Origin of the sequence: Maricaulis parjimensis (genome assembly GCF_016817355.1) — a bacterium.
GTDB lineage: Bacteria > Pseudomonadota > Alphaproteobacteria > Caulobacterales > Maricaulaceae > Maricaulis > Maricaulis parjimensis.
The window spans coordinates 25173-43001 of the sequence record NZ_JADOTT010000014.1; the positions used below are offsets into that span (position 1 = coordinate 25173).

The following is a 17829-nucleotide window of genomic DNA, read 5'->3' on the forward strand; positions in this document are numbered from 1 at the left end:
TCAGTGGCTGCATTTAACGCAGTGACCGAAATGCTCAACCACGGAGCGTTCAATGGTGAAGCCCTTGGGCGTGTTCACCGGCGCCGGGGCACCATGGCGCTCCTCGACCGATCCGCAATCGGTGCAGATAAAGAGTTCCGCGCCACCATCATCATGGGTGTGGGAACAGCCGACGAAGGCGTTGAGGGCCTCCACCTTGTGGACCAGACCAGCGCCCATCAGGAAGTCGAGCGCGCGGTAGACCGTCGGCGGCTTGGCAGAGCCGGGGCCGGGTTTCAGGGCTTCCAGCAGATCATAGGCCTTCACCGGGCCTTCCGCTGTCAGGACGAGTTCCAGCACACGCTTGCGTACAGGGGTGAGTTTCTCACCGCGTTCAACGCAATGGGCTTCGGCGGCCTCCAGGGCCCGGATGAGAGAATCAGCACGCATCTGACAGTTATTTAATCCGAGAATTTGCAATTTCACACCCTGAGGGCTTGCGATCACCGGAACGTTATAATATCACCCCGTTCAAGTGTTTTGTTATTTCATAACGGGGTAAGGCATGCGTGCAGGTTTGATTGCGACGACGGCTCTGGCCAGTGTTCTGGCAACGGGTGTGTCCCAAGCGCAGGATGCATCGCCGGGCGATGACGAAACGATCGACGTCATCCGGGTGACCTCTGCACCGCTGGGCGTAGCGGCCGACGAGATTGCCGGTGCTGTGGAAGTCGTCGACCGCCGCCACATTGAAGACAATCTGGCGGGCTCGCTGGCCGATACGATTGCGCACGAGCCGGGCGTTTCAACGACCTATTTCGGTCCCGCTGCCAGCCGCCCGGTGATCCGGGGTCTCGGCGCGGACCGCGTGCGTGTCCTCTCAAATGGTGTCGGCCTGATCGACGCTTCCACCAACTCCCCCGACCACGCGGTTGCCTCTGAAGCGCTGGAAGCCCAGCAGGTGGAAATCCTGCGCGGCCCGGCGGCCATTGCCTATGGCGGTGGCGCGATCGGCGGCGTGGTCAATGTTATTGATGGCCGTATCCCGGAAGAACGCGCGGAAGACGGTTTTGAAGGTCGCTTCTACGCCGCGTTGACGAGTGTCGATGACGGCGAGACCGCGGCGGGTCAGGTCCGCTTCAATGCGGGCGAGTTCGTGTTCAATATTGAAGCCCTGACCCGGACGGCGGACGACTACTCGATCCCTGGCTATGCGGAATCCGAGATTTTCCGCCTCTATGAGGAAGCCGAGCATGAGGCCGAAACGGCCGGCGATCCCGACCATGATCATGAAGAGGATGACGAAGAACATCCCTTCGGCACGGTGGAAAATTCCGGCCTGACCTTCGACATGATCTCCGGTGGCGTTTCCTGGGTCGGCGAGAACGGATTTATCGGCGTGGGCGTGCGCCGCTCCACCGCGCTCTACGGTGTGCCCGGCGGACACGCGCATGGCGAGGAAGAGCATGATGATCATGACGCCCGCAAATATCTGAGCGCGGAGGGTGACCATGACGCGCACGGCGATGAGAGCGTGCGCATCGACCTGGAACAGACCCGCTATGACCTGCGCGGTGAGTGGCGTGATCTGGGTGAGCATATCGAACGCATCCGTTTCTCCTTCGGAACCGGCAGCTATGAGCATGCCGAACTGGAGGGCGATGCGATCGGGACCCGGTTCACCAATGATGGCTGGGAAGGCCGTCTGGAAGCGCGTCACACGCCGCAGGATATTTTCGGTGGTTTGTGGGAAGGCGCCATGGGCCTGCAGGCGTTCAGCCGGGACTTCGCGGCGATCGGTGATGAAGCCTATGTACCGGCATCCGAGACCTCCGACTGGGGCGTGTTCCTGGTGGAGCGCTGGGATGCGGAAAGCTGGGGCCTGGAAGGCGGACTGCGTCTGGAACAGCGCGAGCTGGATACTGCGACGGACCATCGGGATTTCGACACGCAGAGCCTGTCCGCCTCCATCTTCTTCCGCCCGGTCCGCGACACCTTCCTGGCGGTCACCGTGTCCTCGGCGGAGCGTGCGCCCACAGATGTCGAACTCTTTGCTGACGGCCCCCATGTCGCGACACAATCCTATGAAACCGGCAATCCGGCCCTTCAGGTCGAAGCCGCGCTCTCCGGTGAGCTGACGGCCCGCACCACCTGGCAGGGCTGGGATTTTGAAGCTGCGGTCTTCCATGCCGAATATGATGGCTTCATCGCGCCCTTCGCCACCGGTGCCGAAGAAGATGGCTTCGCCGTCTATCAATACCGGCAGGAAGACGCCTCCCTGACCGGTTTTGAGGGCCGGATCGAAGGGCCTCTGGGCACGCTGGGCAATTGGGATTTCGATGGCGAGCTGACCGGCGAATATGTCGATGGTGAGCTGGATGATGGCTCTGCCCTGCCGCGCATTCCGCCGCTTTCGCTGACAGCCGGAGTGACGGCCAGCACCGAGCGGCAGGACTTCCACGTCGAGGCGGAATGGGCGGATGTGCAGGACGAGATCACCGCGGCCGAGTTCAAGACCCAGTCCTATCTCATCTTCAATGCCCGCTATTCCGTTGAACCCTTTGCGGACCGCGGTCTGCGCGTCATCCTGGAAGGGCGCAATCTGACGGATGAGGAGGCGCGTCTGCACACCTCATTCCTGAAGGACCAGCTCCCGCTTCCGGGCCGCAATTTCCGGGCCGCCCTCGTCCTGGATTTCTGAGCCGCACAACCCCTGCGTCAGCCTGCCGCGCGGCAGGCTGACGCGCGGCGAAACGCGCAGTTCATCCCGCGCGCAACCGGGTCCAGAAAGTCCCCATATTCTTTAGGGACGAAAGGACGGACCCATGAAACGGATGCTTCTCGGCGCAGCGGCTGCCCTCATTCTCGCAGCTCCGGCGATGGCGGAGCAGGGCGACTGGCTGGTGCGGTTGCGCGCTATCAATGTCGTGCCCAATGAGGAGGCCACGATCACGCCCATCGGCGGCGATGTCGACATCGACAGCTCGATCGTGCCGGAATTGGACATCACCTATTTCGTGCAGGACAACTGGGCGCTGGAACTGATCCTCGGCGTGACACCGCATGATGTGATGGCTGTCGGTACAGCGGCTGGCGACATTGATCTGGGTGACGTCACCCTGCTGCCGCCGACGCTGACGCTGCAATACCACTTCAATCCGGAAGGCCAGTACCGCCCCTATGTCGGTGCCGGTGTGAACTACACCTATTTCTTCAATGAAGACCTGCCCACCGGTTCGGCTCTGAGCACGATCGATTATGACGCCAGCTTCGGTCTCGCCGCCCAGGCCGGTATCGATATCGCCCTGCAGGACGAATGGTTCCTGAACCTGGACGTCAAATACATCGATATCGACACGGATGTGCTGATCGACGGCGCGATTGCGGCGGATGTCCAGATCGACCCCGTCGTCTTCGGCATCGGCTTCGGCCGCCGCTTCTAGGCGTCTTCCCCGGGCCAAAAGCAGTGCAGTGCCGGATCCGGCTCGGGTCCGGCACTGTTTTTGCGTTGAACGGGTGGAATCGGCCTGCTCGGCTACGTTGCCGCGGCAGGGCATATCCGCTATCTAGCGCCCAAAGGACTAAAAGGGGTTTCTATCATGGTCGACGCCGCCGCCGAGCCGCGCCTTACCGGATCCGTGCCGCTCTACAAGAATGTCGAGCCGCTCAACCGTCAGAAGCACAAGAATTATGGTGTGAAGACGGTCTCCAATCCGTTCGCCTTCCTGAAGGAATGGCACTTCGTTCCGGCGATCAGCCCGGAATTCGCTTTTGCCTGCGGCAGCTATCCGATCGTCTTCCTGGGCGACAAGAAGATGCCGGTTCTGGTCATGGGTCTGCGCGCAGGGACCAACCTGTTCGTCGACGCGAACGGCCAGTTCGACAATGAGCACTACATCCCGGCCTATGTGCGCCGCTATCCCTTCGTGAGCGCTTCGGCCCAGAACGACCAGCCGTCCACGGTCTGCGTCGATCTCGCCGCCGAATTCGTGGTCTCCGAAAATGCGGAACGCCCCTTCTTCGACGAGAATGGCGAGCCGACGGAATACACCAAGCAGGCCGTCGACTTCGTGTCGGCCTTCGAGAACGATGCCCGCATCACGGAAGCTTTCGTGGAACGCCTCGTTGCTCTGGACCTGCTGGAAAAGAAAGACATCAAGGTGTCCAACCCGCAGGACCCGGAAAACCCGGTCACGGTTGCCGAATACTGGGGTGTTTCCAACGAGAAGTTCACGGCCCTGCCGGCGGACAAGCTCAAGGAACTGCATGACAGCGGTGATCTGGTCGCCATCACGGCTCACCTGATCTCCCTGCAGCGCTGGGACCGTATCCTGCGCCGCACCTCACTGAACGCAGCTGCCGAAGGCCAGGCCCAGGCCTGATCCCTTCGCGGATGATGATTTGACGAACGGCCGCGCCCTTTTGGGTGCGGCCGTTTGCATTTTGGCGATCACCTTTGCGTCAAACCGGTTCGACTGCGCGCCAAACTCTTCTATATCGCTGTGGATACGTGCCGTATTCCGTCACCCGAAAGGTCTCCTGATGCGCTTTTTCCTGTCCTGTTTGATGGCTCTGGCCGCTGCAGCGCCGGCTTTCGCCCAGCCCGGTTGGGCGCAGGGTGAACCCATCATCGAAGCGCAGATCGTGTCGGACGTGTCCCAGGCCCAGCCGGGCACGGAATTCCATATCGGCATCCATCAGCTCATGCCGGAAGGCTGGCACACCTATTGGCGCAATCCGGGCGATAACGGGCTGCCCATCGAGATCGACTGGACACTCCCCGATGGTGTCGAGATTGGCGAGATCGCCTGGCCGGCTCCGATCGACCTGCCTCTGACGGCCGACATCATGGATTACGGCTACAAGGACGAGGTGACCCTGCCCATGCCGGTCCGCCTGTCCGACGGGTTTGAGGGCGACAGCCTCACCCTAGTCGCGGATGCAACCTGGCTGGTGTGCGAGGACATCTGCATCCCGGAAGAACGTGTGCTCGAGCTGACCCTGGCGGTTGGCGAGGCTCCGGTCCGGGATGAGGCGGGCTACTGGTATATCCAGGCCGCGCTGGACGCGGTGCCGATGCCGGACCCGGCCGTCTCGGCCGAACTGGGCGAAGTGTCCGACCAGATCGTGCTGGCTCTGACGGGCGGTGACTTCGAACGCCCGCAGGACGCGATCCGGGATTTGCGCTTCTACCCGTTCAAGGCCGGTCTGATCCGCCATGCGGCGACGCAGGAACATCGCATGGTGGAGGACCGCACCGTGCTCGTCATCGCGCCGGGCTATGCCGCCGAAGACCGGGTCCAGACCAGTCGCGGCGGTGTCGTGACCTATGAGGTCAATGAGAACGGCCGCTGGGAATCCCGCATGCTGGAGATCGCGCCAGCGCTCCTGGTGGACGACATGACGCTCGATGACACGGTCTCGGACGTCACCATGCCGGTGAATTACATCGTGATCTTCCTGCTCGCCCTGGGCGGCGGACTGATCCTCAACCTGATGCCCTGCGTCTTCCCCATCCTGTCGATCAAAGTGCTCAAATTCGTCCAGGTCGCGCATGCGGATGCCGCCAAGGTGCGCCAGCAGGGGCTCTTCTTCCTGGCGGGCGTTCTGGTCAGCTTTGTCGGTCTCGCCGCCATCCTGGTTGGTCTGCGCGAATTCGGTCTGCCCGTGGGCTGGGGCTTCCAGCTGCAACTGCCGATCGTGGTGGCGGCGCTTTCCGTCCTCCTCTTTGCCATTGGTCTCAACCTGCTGGGCGTGTTCGAAGTCGGCACCCGGCTGATGGGGCTGGGCTCCGGACTGGCCGAAGCGCCGGGTGGGCGCGGCGCCTTCTTTACGGGTGTTCTGGCGGTCGTCGTGGCGGCGCCCTGTGTCGGTCCTCTTGCGGCGGGCGCGCTGGGTCTCGCCCTGACCCAGCCGGCCATCATCGTGATCCTCGTCTCTGCCGCCATGGGGCTGGGCCTCGCCCTGCCTTTCGTGGCGCTGTGCTTTGCGCCGGGACTGCTGCGTCTTCTGCCCAAGCCGGGCGCCTGGATGGTGACTTTCCGCCAGCTGCTGGCCTTCCCCATGTTCGGCTCGGCCCTGTGGCTGGTCTGGGTGATCTCGATCCAGTCGGGTCCTGCAGGTGTGCTCCTGGTTGGCACCGCCATGGTGCTCCTCTCCTTCGGCGTCTGGGCGCTGGGGCAGGGCGGTCCCGTGTGGAAGGCGATCGGTGTGATCGGTCTTCTGGGCGCTGTTGTCAGCACGGGCTGGGTGGCGCGCATGCCGGGTGAAGACCCGGCCGTCTCCGTGTCCGTGTCGGAAGAGGCCTGGTCGCCGGCCCGCGTGGCCGAGCTGCGCGCCGAAGGCCGCGCCGTGTTTGTGGATGTCACGGCCGCTTGGTGCGTGACCTGCCAGGTCAACAAGATCCGTGTGCTCAACCAGGGTGATGTCCAGGCCGCCTTTGACGCCTATGACGTCGCCTTCCTGCGGGCTGACTGGACCAATCGAAATGAGACGATCGCCCAGCTGATCCGCGATCATGGCCAGGCGGGTGTGCCGCTCTATCTGCTCTATCCGGTGGGCGGTGGTCCGGCCCAGGTTCTGCCGACCGTGCTCACGCGGGATGGTGTCATCGCAGCGCTGGATCGCGCCACGCGGCGCTAATTCTGACGCGCCGGGCAGCTGGCGGGCAGGTTGAGTTCGCTCAGATCGGTATCCGTGTCGACGGCCGGGGCAATCTCGGCGGCATCGCGCATCAGATCGGCCAGGCCGGCATAGATGTGCGCCTGCTCGGCCGCGGTCTCGGCGGTATTGATCGCCTCGATCCGCGCCTGGGTGTCATTCGACATGCCCCGGAAGATGCAGCGCAAATCGACCGGCCCGCCGGCCGCGTCGATCTCGCGGCTCAGCATCATGGCTTCCACGGCAAACTGGTCCAGTTCGAAGGAATAGGGATCCTCGATGTCCAGCGGCGTGGCCGGAGCGGCCGGACGCTGGGCAGCCGCGCGCGAACGCGTCGTCGCCTCTTCGCCAAGGCGTTGGGCAAACTCGGCAAAATCGCTTCCCGGACCGGCCTGGGCTGCCGAAGCAAGGCTGGTCAGAAGGATCAGACTGGTGCCGATGACACGCAACATGGCGGACTACTCCCGTTCAAGACCTGGACAGTTTGGCAATAACGCCTTGATTTCTCGTGAAGACGACGCAATTCCGGGGCCAGTCCTGCAAAGACGGGTTCACAGAGACGGGCCTGTCGTGGAAAACACCGCTGTCACACAGTCGGGCGTGCCGGTCGGCACGCTTTCGCCGGAGAGATCTGATGAGCGCCAAGAAGCCCTTTCGACCCAAGGCCCGCCGTCCGCGCGGCTTTGAAGACCGTAGCGGTTCTGTCCTGCGGGTCGAGCGGCATCTGATCGAATGCGCCAGCAAGGTCTATGATGATTGGGGGTTCGAACCCCTGATGACGCCCTCCTTCGAATATGCCGATGCCTTGGGCAAATTCCTGCCGGATGAGGAGCGTCCGAATGAGGGCGTGTTCGCGCTGGAGGATGATGACGGGCAATGGCTTTCCCTGCGCTATGACCACACGGCACCGCTGGCGCGCTATGTTGCCGAGAATTTCCAGGACCTGAACAAGCCCTATCGCCGCTATCAGGCGGGCGATGTCTGGCGCAATGAAAAGCCGGGTCCGGGCCGTTTCCGCCAGTTCGTCCAGTGCGATGCCGATACGGTCGGTGCGGCCAGCGCCGCGGCCGATGCCGAGATGATCGCCCTGGCCGCTGAAGTCATGCGCTCGGTTGGCCTGAATGATGGCGACTATGTCGTGCGCGTGAATGACCGCCGTCTGCTGGATGGCGTTCTGGAAAGCATTGGCGCGGCCGAGCCGGAGCGCCGCATGCGTGTCCTGCGCGCCGCTGACAAGCTGGACCGGCTGGGCCGGGACGGGGTCGCTGCGCTGCTGGGCGCGGGCCGCAAGGATGAGTCCGGTGACTTCACCGAAGGTGCGCAGCTGGACACGGCCGCCATCGACAAGGTCCTGTCCTTCCTCGATGCCACCGGCGGCAGCCGCCAGGAGGTCATCGCGCGTCTTGAACCCCTGGTCGGCACATCCGAGACGGGCAAGGCGGGCATTGCCGCGCTCAGCGAGATCCATGATGTGCTCAGCGCCATTGGCGTGAATGAGGATCGGGCCCTGTTCGATCCGTCCGTCGTGCGGGGTCTGGGTTATTACACAGGCCCGGTCTATGAGGCCGAACTCCTGGCCCAGGCGACCTATGAAGACGGCTCCCCGATCCAGTTCGGCTCCGTCGGGGGCGGTGGCCGCTATGACGATCTCGTCGCGCGCTTCACCGGTCAGGCCGTGCCGGCCACCGGCTTCTCTTTCGGGGTCAGCCGGTTTGCGGCTGCGCTGTCGGCGCTCAACCTGACGGGCGCTGCCCAGGAACGTCCGCTGGTCGTGGTCGTGGCCGCCGAGAAGGACCGGTCCGCCGACTATCTCTCCATGGCGGCCGAATTGCGTGAAGCCGGTTTCCGCGCCGAGGCCTTTGTCGGCGGCGGCAATATGGGCAAGCAGATGAAATATGCCGACCGCCGCGGTGCCGTGGCGGCCGTGATTGTCGGCTCGAATGAACGCGAGGAGGGCCTTGTGACCATCAAGGACCTCAAGCTGGGCGCGCGTCTGGCGTCGGACATTTCCGACAACAAGCAATGGCGTGAAGAACAGCCGGCGCAGGAAACCGTCGCCCGGAATGACTGGATCGAAGCCGTGGAGCGTATTGCAGCGCGCAATGAATGATAGAAAATATTGCGCTGCAGCAAGAGCTTATCCTCAGCGTACTGAAAAGTTGGGGGTTGACGTAAGGGTCATGCCACGTAAACGTATGAACAGGACACGGGCCTGACCGTCCTGTCCTTTGGCGTTTCGGGGAGGAGACGCCCTTTATCGACCAACCGTTATCTTTGGGCTGGCCTTGTGCCAGCCCTTTTTTTATTGGCACTTGTCTTTGCCCCAAAAGAAAACGGGCCGGCAATCGCCAGCCCGTTCCCGTAATGCGTGTCGGGACAGGGCGATTACTCGTCCGAATCCTCGTCATCGGTGTGGATCTCTACGACGACCTGGCCGCCACCATCCAGTTCGATGACGCGGCGCTCGCCGGCCTCGCCCCGGAATTCCAGGCGTTCGACACGACGCATGCGGTCATGACGCGCGCGTTCACGGTCGGCCGCACCGGCCAGCCGGTCCGATTCGAGCTGGTTGAGCCATTCGATCAGATCGTCGCCGGTCTGTTCCTCACCATCGACCCAGACGCGCCGACGGCCTTCCGTGTCTTCCTCGACACGAATGCTCTGGCTTTGCGAAGCCATCTCATCGCCATCATCACTGCTCCAGGAATAGGTGTAATGCGCGCCATCACCGGCTTCGCCATCCTGCAAACGGCGCATGATTTCGATCCGGTGGTGCTCGCGTTCGGCGCGGGCCAGTTCACGTTGGGCCTCGGCCATTTCGCGGGCCGCACGACGCACTTCCATGCGGACCTGGCGGCGCTCGCCTTCCATTTCCGATTCCATTTCGGCCATTTCGATGCGGACTTCGCGCATGGCTTCACGGATCTCTTCGCGGGCTTCGCGAAGTTCCTGGCGGACTTCCTCGCGCTCTTCCTCCGTCAGGTCGTCCCATTCGGAGTCGTTGAAATGGTGGCCGTCCATCTCCAGGCCTTCCAGCGTGGCCTCCAGGGTCGCCATGACGTCTGCCGTCAGGCCTTCCGTGTCGAAGGAGAAAGCGTAGACATTGCCGTCTTCACTGTGGAACTGGGCGCGCATTTCCTCGCCCATCCGGGCCAGGTGCTCGGCGCGCTCGGCCATGTGGATGGCGAATTCCTGATCGAATTCAAACTCGAAATCGCCGTCGACAACGCGGATGTCATCACCTTCCACCACGACAACGCTGTGAGCGCGGGCTTCCACGACCTGGCCATCGATCCGGACTTCCCCATCCTCGATCTCAATGGTCTGGCCGTTCACGGTGATGACGCTGTCCTCGCCATCGCGTTCGATGTGAAGGGTGCGTTCGCCGTTCTCGCCACGCAGTTCGATGATCGGGCCATCGCCGCCAATCATCACATTGTGTCCCGCTTCCACGCGGACACGGGTTTCCTGTTTTTCGCCGTCAAAGGCAAAGGCCGCCGCGCTCAGGGTCGCGACTGAAATGCCTGCCAGAAGAAATCGTTTCATGTCTTTCCCTCGTTTTGCCCCAACAACACTCGAGCTTTCAGCCTTACGGCGCCTGTTCTGTGTCCTGAACATTTCGTCATACTTTGAAGGGTGTGCCCAGAAGAAAAGGCGCGGCAGACCGGAGACCGGCTGCCGCGCTAGGTTCGCAGTATTTAAGGGGCCGCAATCGTGAGCAATCGCGGCAGGATCAGACTGGCAGGGCCCGGCCAACGCCGTAATTGCGACGCCGTGACCAATTGGACATGTTGGCAGGGCTTGCACATCGGCTTGGTCTGCCGCTTGCTTCAGAACCAGAAGATGTGTGTTTCGGGGACCGTGCCGTGGTGAGTCTTGATCGTCGTAAACTGCTTCAGTCCGGATTGGCGCTGGCGGGTCTGGGACTGACCCCGTCCGCCTTTGCCCAGATCGAGGACAGCCCCCTGGCCGAGAAGATCGGCCAGATGCTGTTGATGGGCTTTATCGGCCGGGAGGCCGAGACCGACGGGGCGGTGATTGTCGCGGAGCATCTGGCGGCCCGGCGTATCGGCGGTGTCCTCTTCCTGCGCCACAATGTCCGTTCCCGCGAGGGGGCGGAGAGTTCCGCACGCCTGTTTGCTTCGGCCGATCCGAAAGCCTGGATGGCGATCGATCAGGAGGGTGGCCTGGTCCAGCGCCTTTCGCGCGATCTGGGCTATTCGCCCATCCCCCGCGCCATGCAGGTGGCCGAGGGCCGCACACCGGAGGGCGCCGGTGAGCTGTATCATCAGGCGGCCGAGGAATTCCGGACCGCCGGTTTCAACATGAATCTCGCCCCGGTGGCCGATGTGCATGATCCGGACAATGCCGTGATTGGCCGTCATGGCCGGGCCTATGGCACGGATGGCGAACAGATCGCCGACTATGCCAGCGCCTTCATCGATGCGTTCGAGGCCGAAGGCGCCGTCTGCGCCATCAAGCATTTCCCGGGACATGGCCGGTCGCGTGGCGACAGCCATGACGGGTTTGTCGACATCACCCACACCTGGAGCGAGGCCGAGCTGGAACCCTTTGCCCAGCTGATCAATCGCGGCCGCGCCCATCTCATCATGGGCGGTCACCTCACCCTGGAGACCGTCGATCCCAGCGGTGTACCGGTGACCTTCTCCCAGCCCACGCTGGAAGGCTTGTTGCGGGGACGTCTCGGCTTTACCGGGGCCATCATGACCGATGATCTCGACATGGCCGCGATCCGCAATAATTACGCCCAGCGCGAAGCCGTGCTGCGCTCCATCGAGGCGGGCAATGACATCATCATGATGTCCAACTCGGCCCGGCCCGATCCGGAACTGCCCCAGAATTTCATCCGCTGGGTCACCGAAGCCATCGCCGAGGGCCGGCTCAGCGAGCACCGGATCAACCAGTCCGCGGCGCGCCTCGCCGTCCTGAAACAGCGCGTGGGTCTGGCCTAGTCCTGCGGTGCGGCCAGGATGAAGAGCAGGTCCCGCGCCAGGCTGCCGGCCAGCTGCGGCTGACTGCCATTGAGATGGACGATGATCGTCACATCCGGTGACAAGACCCGCACAGCTGTCGTCACATAGCCATCGATGAAGCCGCTATGCGTAGCCAGGGACAGTCCGGATTCATGCTCGACATAAAGTGGTCCCAGCGCCCGGTAGCGGCCATCGCCGCGGTCCAGCCGGTCCGACAGCATGGCGGTGCCGATATCGGACAGCGCGCCGTCTGACGCGAACAGGGCATTCAGGAAACGCGCGGTGTCCACGGCGCTGGCCATCACACCGCCATCGGCGCCGTTATTGTCGCGCAGCGCAAATGTATCGACCGTGTCATCGCCCAGACGTCCATAGCCATGGATCGTGTTGCGCGGATCATCCTCGATGTCGAACCCCGTGGCCTGCAGGTTCAGCGGGGCAAAGATCATCCGCTCCATCAATGTGCCCAGCGGCTCATCGGTCACGGCTTCGGCGACCAGGCCCAGCAATTGGTAATGGCTGTTGGAATAGCCATAGCCCTCGCCCGGCGCGTAATCGGCCGGCCGGCCGCGGATGTGGTCGAGCGTGATCTGCGCAGTATTACGGGGTGTCGTGCCGACCTGCGCCTCCCAGGCCTCATCATAATAATCGGGCACACCGGCGGAATGGTTCAGCAATTGGCGCAGGCTCGCTATGTCGGCATTAGCGATGCCGGCGATCAGCTCCGGCGCGACATAGTCGGCCGCGGTCCGGTCCAGATCGATCTGCCCGTCCAGCGCCAGGCGGTGGATGATGGCGGCCGTGTAGAGCTTGCCGACGCTGGCGAGACGCAGGAGGGCGCCCTCCGGCATGGGCGTGCCCTGGGCACGGTCTGCCCGTCCGCGGGCATAGACATGCGGCTCGCCCCCGGCTTCCACCAGGACCACGGCACCCGCAATGCCTTCAGCCAGGGTTTCGTCGATCCGCGCCTCGATCTGCGCATCGAGGGGTGATTGCGCATAGGCCGCGGCGGTGACGGAAAAACCGGCCAGGAGGGCCGTGAGGAGGGGGCGGATCAGGGACATGGAGCACTCTGCTTGAATTTGTCGGACCCGCAGACTAGACGAAGTCGCGCGCCGACAATCGGCGAATTCCGTACAATGAGCGGCGAAATTCGCCACATGCTGCACCCGGGAGGCTCTCATGCTCGACGATTTTGATCGTGCCATTCTCGATATCGTCCAGGCCGATAATCGCCTGCCCAATCGCGAGATCGCGGCACGCGTGAACCTGTCCGAGACCGCCGTGCGCCGCCGCCTCGACCGGTTGCGGGCGGACGGGGTGATCCAGGCGGACATCGCAATGCTGGACCGCGACCGGCTGGGTCAGACCTTGATCGTCTCGGTGATCTTCCGCGATGACATGGCGGAAGCCTATCAGCGCTTCATCGAGCAAATGCTGGCCAGTGACCGTGTCACGCAATGCTATTCGATCGCCGGGGAGGTGGATTTCATCCTCCACGTCCACGCAACCAGTCTGCGGGAATTCGAGGATTGGGCGAAGTCCACCCTGCTCGCCGACCCGGTCGTCCAGCGCTATGAAACCGCCGTCGTCTTCACCACCCACAAATTCTCCACGGCCATTCCCATGACCGCGGAGACAAGTGCGTCCTGAGTGAGGCGACCGGCCCTACTCCTCATCCCCCCTCAGATACGCATCCAGAAAGCTCACATAGGCCTCCGAAGCCGTGATGCGGTTTTCGCGGCGGCGGAAGCCGTGGCCTTCGTCGGGGAAGAGGACGTATTCCACCGGCACGCCATTGGCTTCGACGGCGGCGACCAGTTCATCGCTTTCCACCTGCAGGACGCGCGGATCATTGGCGCCCTGGATCACCAGGAGGGGTTTGGTGATCTGGTCGGCATGGAAGAGGGGGGAGATGGCGTGGTGACGTTCGGCATCCGTGGCCGGATCGCCCATCTCGTCATACAGCGCCTCGCGGAAGCTCTCCCACCAGGGCGGGATGGAGGCCAGGGTGCGTTCCCAGTTTGTGACGCCGAAAATATTGATCCCGACTTCGAAGGCATCGGGATGGAAGGTGAGGGCGGCGGCGGTCATGTAACCGCCATAGGAGCCGCCGATCACGCCGACCTGGTCGGCATTGACCCAGTCCTGCTGGCGCAGCCATTCGCCGGCGGAGACGATGTCCATCAGGTCTTCCTCGCCATGGCGGCGGTCATCCATGTGGAAGAAGGTCTTCCCGTAACCCGATGAGCCGCGATTATTGGCGGCGTAGACGGCATAGCCATGATTGACCAGGTGCTGGATGGTGGCGGAATAGCCGATCCGGCTCTGCCCGCCCGGACCGCCATGCACCCAGACCAGGGCCGGTACGGGATGTTCGGCGCTGGCGCCATGCGGGCGGTAGAGAATGCCCGGGATTTCCAGCCCGTCGAAGCTTTCAAACCGCACGACTTGCGCATCCACCATTTCCGCTTCGGAGATGGCCGGATTGAGCGCATTGGTCAGCTGGGCATGCGCCTGGCTGTCCAGGTCCACGACATGGAGATTGGAGGGCGAGGTTGCTGAATTGATCAGGAAAGCGACCCGGCTCTCATCGCGCGAGAAGCGGACCGAGCCGAGATCCCCGGCCGGCAGGTCCGGCAGGGCCAGGGCCTCACCGGACGCGGTGTCGGTGATCATCACTTCAGTGCGGGCATCGGCATTGATTGCCGAAACGCGGTAATCGCCCGACGGCGAATAGATCACGAATTGCACATCCCAGTCGGCCTCGATCAGCGGCGCGGTCTCGCCGGTGTCCAGATCATAGGTCCAGGCCTGGTTGAACTCGCCATGCTCGTCCGTGGCATAGACCAGTTGCGAACTGTCGGGCGTGAAGGTGTAGACGCCATGGGCGATATTGCCCTCATGCTCGGTGATCAGGCGCGGCGTGGCATCGCCGGAGGCCAGATCGACCAGCAGGATATCGCTGTCGGCAGAAGTACGGTTGCGCACCAGGGCCAGCCAGCGCCCGTCCGGGCTGACATCGCCGATATCCAGCGAGTCATCATTCTGGAACACCACCCCGCTCTCATAGCTCAGCGTGTCATAGGCATAGATGTCCATCGCGGTCTGGTCGCGCTCATTGGTCATCACCCACATATCCGTCCCGTCCGGCGACCAGCCGAGGAATTGCGCGCGCACCTCTTCGCCCGGCGTGATGTCGTTCAGCCGGCCATCCAGTTCACGCACATAGATATGGTTGATCTCATTGCCGCCACTGTCGGCAGTGACCACGGCGCGGTCGTCATCGGGGAACCAGGACAGGGCATAGGTCGCATTCGTCTCCGACGCGGTCAGGGCTTCGCGATCGCCGCTCGACGGGTCCACGGCATAGGCGTTGAACACGCCGGTCTCGTCCGAGGAGATCAGGATGCGGCTGTCATCCGCCGACCAGGCAAAGCCGGATGAGGACGCCATGCTGAAACTGGTCGTCTCATGGAAGGTCGCAGCATCATACCGCGTCACAATTGTCTCGCTGGCAGACCCGGCCTGGTCCGTTTCCGATGCGGTATTGGCGGGCTGGCAGGCCGTCAGCAATGCGGTCACGGCCAGGCTGGACGCGGAAATCAGGTATCTCATGGCGCTCCCCTCGATGGTTGGCGACAGCTAAGCGCGGCGGCGGTGGGGATGGCAAGGACTAAGCGAAACCGCTCCATTCCTGCCCGCGGACGCCAAAAACCCGTGATATTTCTTGGATATTCCGCAATATTCACCTGTCATTCCCGGCCCGACTTTCCAAGACTGCAGGAGAGGGCGCCCATCGCAGCGCCCCATCAGTCAGACGAGAGAGACCATGAAATTCGGTGATTATCTCAGACAGATCCGCGAAACCCGCCATTGGACCCAGCCCGAAGCGGCAGCCCGGGCCGGGATCGAGCAATCCTATCTGTCCAAGCTGGAGACCGGGAAATCCTATCCGTCCGATGACGTGTTCGGCCGCCTGGTCCAAGCTTATGAAATCGATGTGAAAACCCTGGTCCGCGACCTCGACCCGGCCGAGGCGGAAGCGCTGCGCGATATCGAGAGCCTGCGCACCACACGGTTGATCGTGCACCGCGCGGCCCAGCGCCTCTCGCGCGGCTGGATGCTGGCCGGTCTGGCCTGTCTGCTGACCGGCGGTGGATCGGTGGGCGCGGCCCTGACCGTGTCCGACACCCACCATGAGGAATACATCTACATGTCCCGCGGCGTGATCGCACCGGACGAACCGCTCAATGTGTTCGACATCATCCACCAGGAGCCCAGCGGCACGCCAGCGGAAAGGGCGACAGTGTTAGGCCAGCAGATCGCCATGCTGGAGCGCGTCGATGAAGACGTCCGCATCCAGCGTACCCTGCAGGGCGAGGGATATATCGAGCGCGTGGAGGGTGGACGCCGTTACTACCAGGCTCTCGACAGCCAGACCGTGGTTGAGCGCTCGCCCCTGCGCTGGTTCTGGGTGCCCGGCCTGATGCTCCTCTTCGGCGCGCTGGGCTGTTTCACCATCAGCTGGCGCTGGAAATAGGCGCCCATTCCCGGACCGGCTGCGCCGGTCCCTGACACCTTCCATCTGGAGATCATCATGTTGCAGCTTCGCACCCTGGCGGGTGTCGTGGCGGGGGCCGTTCTGTGCCTTGCGCCAGCCATGACGCATGCCCAATCCACCGGCTCTGACCCGGTGCTGACCGACCGCATCGACCGCTTTGTGCGGGCAAGCCAGGTCAATGGTGTCGTGCCCGGCGCCATCGGCGTCTGGATCGAGGGCGAGCCCGTTTATCAAGCGTTTTTCGGTGAGGCCGACCGGCGCACCGGCCGCGGCTTTGACGCGGACACCCTGTTCGATATCGGCTCCCTGACCAAGCAATTCACAGCTGCCGCCATCCTGGTTCTCGTGGACCGGGGCCAGCTCTCGCTGGATGACAGGCTCGCAGACCATTTCGACGGCGTGCCGGCCGACAAGGCCGACATCGCGATCGACCAATTGCTCAGCCATTCCTCCGGCCTGTCCGATGATACAGGCGGTTTCCAGGGCCATGACGCCGATCCCTTCGTGTCCGAGGCGGATTTCATGGCGGCCGTGCTTGCCAGCCCGCTCACCTCGGCGCCGGGGACGCGGCACGAATACACGAATGCCGGATACTCCGTGCTGGCCTCGATCATCGAGCGTGTGTCCGGCCAGGACTATGAGACCTTCCTGCGAGAGGCCCTGTTCGAACCGGCCGGCCTGCAAAGCACCGGATACCGGCTGATGGATTGGAGCGAGGGCCAAGCGGCGCGGGGCTATAATTACCGCCAGCCGGATCCGTCCCGGGCTGACACCGGCTGGTTCTTCCTGGAACGCTGGCGTGAAGAGCCGGTGACCTGGCATTTGCGCGGCAATGGCGGCCTGCACTCGACCATGGCCGATCTGGAGCGCTGGCATCGCGCCCTGCAGGAGGACCGCATTCTCTCGGCACACTCCCGCGCCCTGTTTGAGGCTCCCCATATTCCCAGCGGGTTCGAGAATGCGCCGGGCTTTACCCATTACGGCTATGGCTGGGCGGTCGGGACCAGTCCGGACGGGACGCGCGTGTTGAGCCATAATGGCGGCAATTCCATCTTCTTCGCCTCGATCCACCGCTACCCGGAAGAGGATATTCTGGTCCTTCACCTCACCAATGAGGCCAGCCGCGAGATCGAGCGCATGGGCTATGCGATCCGCCACATGCTGTTTGATGCGGACTATCAGCCCGCACCGATCACGCCCTATTCAATCCGGGCTGTGGCAAATTTTACGGCACAATATCCGGCCGACGCCGTGGACCGTCTGCCGGCCTGGCTGGAGGAAAGCGGGGCCGGTCCGATCGAGGACTCCTGGGTGCTCAACCGTCTCGGCTTTCATCTGCTGGACGAGGGCCAAACCGATTGGGCCATCGCCCTGCTGGAGTGGAACACCCGCCTCTTCCCGGGAGACGGCAATCTCCAGGACTCGCTCGCCACGGCCTATGCCAGGGCCGGGCAGGAGACTCTGGCGCTCCGGCATTATCGCCTGTCGCTGGAATTGGATCCCGGCGAGGGTGGCTGCCACTGGTGTGAGAATGCCCGCCAGGAAATGGCCCGGCTGACCGATGAGTGACCGGCAAAAGAAAAGGCCATGCGCAGGCCGGGGGGGTGCCACCAGGCCAGATATTGCCGGGGG

14 protein-coding genes are annotated in these 17829 nt (G+C 63.2%); 9 read left to right on the top strand and 5 right to left on the bottom strand.

What is annotated here, in order from left to right; all coding sequences use genetic code 11:
• Window positions 1-429, bottom strand: coding sequence for a transcriptional repressor (locus I0K07_RS15610; protein ID WP_203295104.1), 429 nt, complete (start codon window positions 427-429; stop codon window positions 1-3).
• 115 nt (window positions 430-544) lie between these two features.
• Between I0K07_RS15610 and I0K07_RS15615 the strand changes: the two genes are divergently transcribed.
• The 4 genes from I0K07_RS15615 to I0K07_RS15630 all read left to right on the top strand — a co-directional run bounded on the left by I0K07_RS15615 (window position 545) and on the right by I0K07_RS15630 (window position 6621).
• A complete protein-coding gene (locus I0K07_RS15615) occupies window positions 545-2680 on the top strand; it encodes a TonB-dependent receptor (RefSeq protein ID WP_203295106.1) in 2136 nt (711 codons plus the stop codon).
• 124 nt (window positions 2681-2804) lie between these two features.
• Window positions 2805-3422: an OmpW/AlkL family protein gene (locus I0K07_RS15620; protein WP_203295108.1), complete on the top strand. Its 618-nt coding sequence runs from the start codon at window positions 2805-2807 to the stop codon at window positions 3420-3422.
• Between the two features lie 156 nt (window positions 3423-3578).
• Window positions 3579-4361 (top strand): SapC family protein, encoded by a 783-nt coding sequence (locus tag I0K07_RS15625; protein ID WP_203295110.1) that lies wholly within the window; start codon window positions 3579-3581, stop codon window positions 4359-4361.
• Between the two features lie 160 nt (window positions 4362-4521).
• Window positions 4522-6621: a protein-disulfide reductase DsbD family protein gene (locus I0K07_RS15630; RefSeq protein WP_203295112.1), complete on the top strand. Its 2100-nt coding sequence runs from the start codon at window positions 4522-4524 to the stop codon at window positions 6619-6621.
• On the opposite strand, the gene I0K07_RS15635 is transcribed toward I0K07_RS15630, so the two are convergent.
• Complete coding sequence (locus I0K07_RS15635; RefSeq protein WP_203295114.1) at window positions 6618-7091, bottom strand: hypothetical protein; 474 nt, start codon at window positions 7089-7091, stop codon at window positions 6618-6620. The genes I0K07_RS15630 and I0K07_RS15635 overlap by 4 nt on opposite strands.
• A gap of 182 nt (window positions 7092-7273) precedes the next feature.
• On the opposite strand from I0K07_RS15635, the gene hisS reads away from it, so the two are divergent.
• The gene (hisS, locus tag I0K07_RS15640) at window positions 7274-8749 is read left to right on the top strand and encodes a histidine--tRNA ligase (RefSeq protein WP_203295116.1); all 1476 of its coding nucleotides are present in this window, start codon (window positions 7274-7276) and stop codon (window positions 8747-8749) included.
• Between the two features lie 275 nt (window positions 8750-9024).
• On the opposite strand, the gene I0K07_RS15645 is transcribed toward hisS, so the two are convergent.
• Entirely contained in the window at window positions 9025-10185 is a 1161-nt protein-coding gene (locus I0K07_RS15645) for a hypothetical protein (protein ID WP_203295118.1), read from the bottom strand.
• A 320-nt stretch (window positions 10186-10505) separates the two neighbouring features.
• Here I0K07_RS15645 and I0K07_RS15650 point away from each other — a divergent pair, with 320 nt between their 5' ends.
• Window positions 10506-11612, top strand: a complete 1107-nt coding sequence (locus tag I0K07_RS15650) for a glycoside hydrolase family 3 protein (protein ID WP_338041085.1) — start codon at window positions 10506-10508, stop codon at window positions 11610-11612.
• On the opposite strand, the gene I0K07_RS15655 is transcribed toward I0K07_RS15650, so the two are convergent.
• A complete protein-coding gene (locus tag I0K07_RS15655) occupies window positions 11609-12697 on the bottom strand; it encodes a serine hydrolase domain-containing protein (RefSeq protein WP_203295122.1) in 1089 nt (362 codons plus the stop codon). The two genes, I0K07_RS15650 and I0K07_RS15655, sit on opposite strands and share 4 nt — an antisense overlap.
• Window positions 12698-12815: 118 nt before the next feature.
• On the opposite strand from I0K07_RS15655, the gene I0K07_RS15660 reads away from it, so the two are divergent.
• Entirely contained in the window at window positions 12816-13286 is a 471-nt protein-coding gene (locus I0K07_RS15660) for an Lrp/AsnC family transcriptional regulator (protein WP_203295124.1), read from the top strand.
• 15 nt (window positions 13287-13301) lie between these two features.
• Here I0K07_RS15660 and I0K07_RS15665 read toward each other — a convergent pair whose 3' ends face one another.
• On the bottom strand, window positions 13302-15251 hold the full coding sequence (locus I0K07_RS15665; RefSeq protein ID WP_203295126.1) for a S9 family peptidase: 1950 nt from the start codon (window positions 15249-15251) through the stop codon (window positions 13302-13304).
• Between the two features lie 214 nt (window positions 15252-15465).
• Between I0K07_RS15665 and I0K07_RS15670 the strand changes: the two genes are divergently transcribed.
• Both I0K07_RS15670 and I0K07_RS15675 read left to right on the top strand, forming a co-directional pair.
• Window positions 15466-16176, top strand: a complete 711-nt coding sequence (locus tag I0K07_RS15670; protein ID WP_203295128.1) for a helix-turn-helix domain-containing protein — start codon at window positions 15466-15468, stop codon at window positions 16174-16176.
• Window positions 16177-16233: 57 nt separating this feature from the next.
• On the top strand, window positions 16234-17766 hold the full coding sequence (locus tag I0K07_RS15675; RefSeq protein WP_203295130.1) for a serine hydrolase domain-containing protein: 1533 nt from the start codon (window positions 16234-16236) through the stop codon (window positions 17764-17766).
• Window positions 17767-17829 lie beyond the last annotated feature (63 nt).

Bases quoted from the DNA above. Each gene is read 5' to 3' on its own strand.
- I0K07_RS15610 (WP_203295104.1), bottom strand. From the start codon at position 429: ATGCGTGCTGATTCTCTCATCCGGGCCCTGGAGGCCGCCGAAGCCCAT.
- I0K07_RS15615 (WP_203295106.1), top strand. From the start codon at position 545: ATGCGTGCAGGTTTGATTGCGACGACGGCTCTGGCCAGTGTTCTGGCA.
- I0K07_RS15620 (WP_203295108.1), top strand. From the start codon at position 2,805: ATGAAACGGATGCTTCTCGGCGCAGCGGCTGCCCTCATTCTCGCAGCT.
- I0K07_RS15625 (WP_203295110.1), top strand. From the start codon at position 3,579: ATGGTCGACGCCGCCGCCGAGCCGCGCCTTACCGGATCCGTGCCGCTC.
- I0K07_RS15630 (WP_203295112.1), top strand. From the start codon at position 4,522: ATGCGCTTTTTCCTGTCCTGTTTGATGGCTCTGGCCGCTGCAGCGCCG.
- I0K07_RS15635 (WP_203295114.1), bottom strand. From the start codon at position 7,091: ATGTTGCGTGTCATCGGCACCAGTCTGATCCTTCTGACCAGCCTTGCT.
- hisS (WP_203295116.1), top strand. From the start codon at position 7,274: ATGAGCGCCAAGAAGCCCTTTCGACCCAAGGCCCGCCGTCCGCGCGGC.
- I0K07_RS15645 (WP_203295118.1), bottom strand. From the start codon at position 10,185: ATGAAACGATTTCTTCTGGCAGGCATTTCAGTCGCGACCCTGAGCGCG.
- I0K07_RS15655 (WP_203295122.1), bottom strand. From the start codon at position 12,697: ATGTCCCTGATCCGCCCCCTCCTCACGGCCCTCCTGGCCGGTTTTTCC.
- I0K07_RS15660 (WP_203295124.1), top strand. From the start codon at position 12,816: ATGCTCGACGATTTTGATCGTGCCATTCTCGATATCGTCCAGGCCGAT.
- I0K07_RS15665 (WP_203295126.1), bottom strand. From the start codon at position 15,251: ATGAGATACCTGATTTCCGCGTCCAGCCTGGCCGTGACCGCATTGCTG.
- I0K07_RS15670 (WP_203295128.1), top strand. From the start codon at position 15,466: ATGAAATTCGGTGATTATCTCAGACAGATCCGCGAAACCCGCCATTGG.
- I0K07_RS15675 (WP_203295130.1), top strand. From the start codon at position 16,234: ATGTTGCAGCTTCGCACCCTGGCGGGTGTCGTGGCGGGGGCCGTTCTG.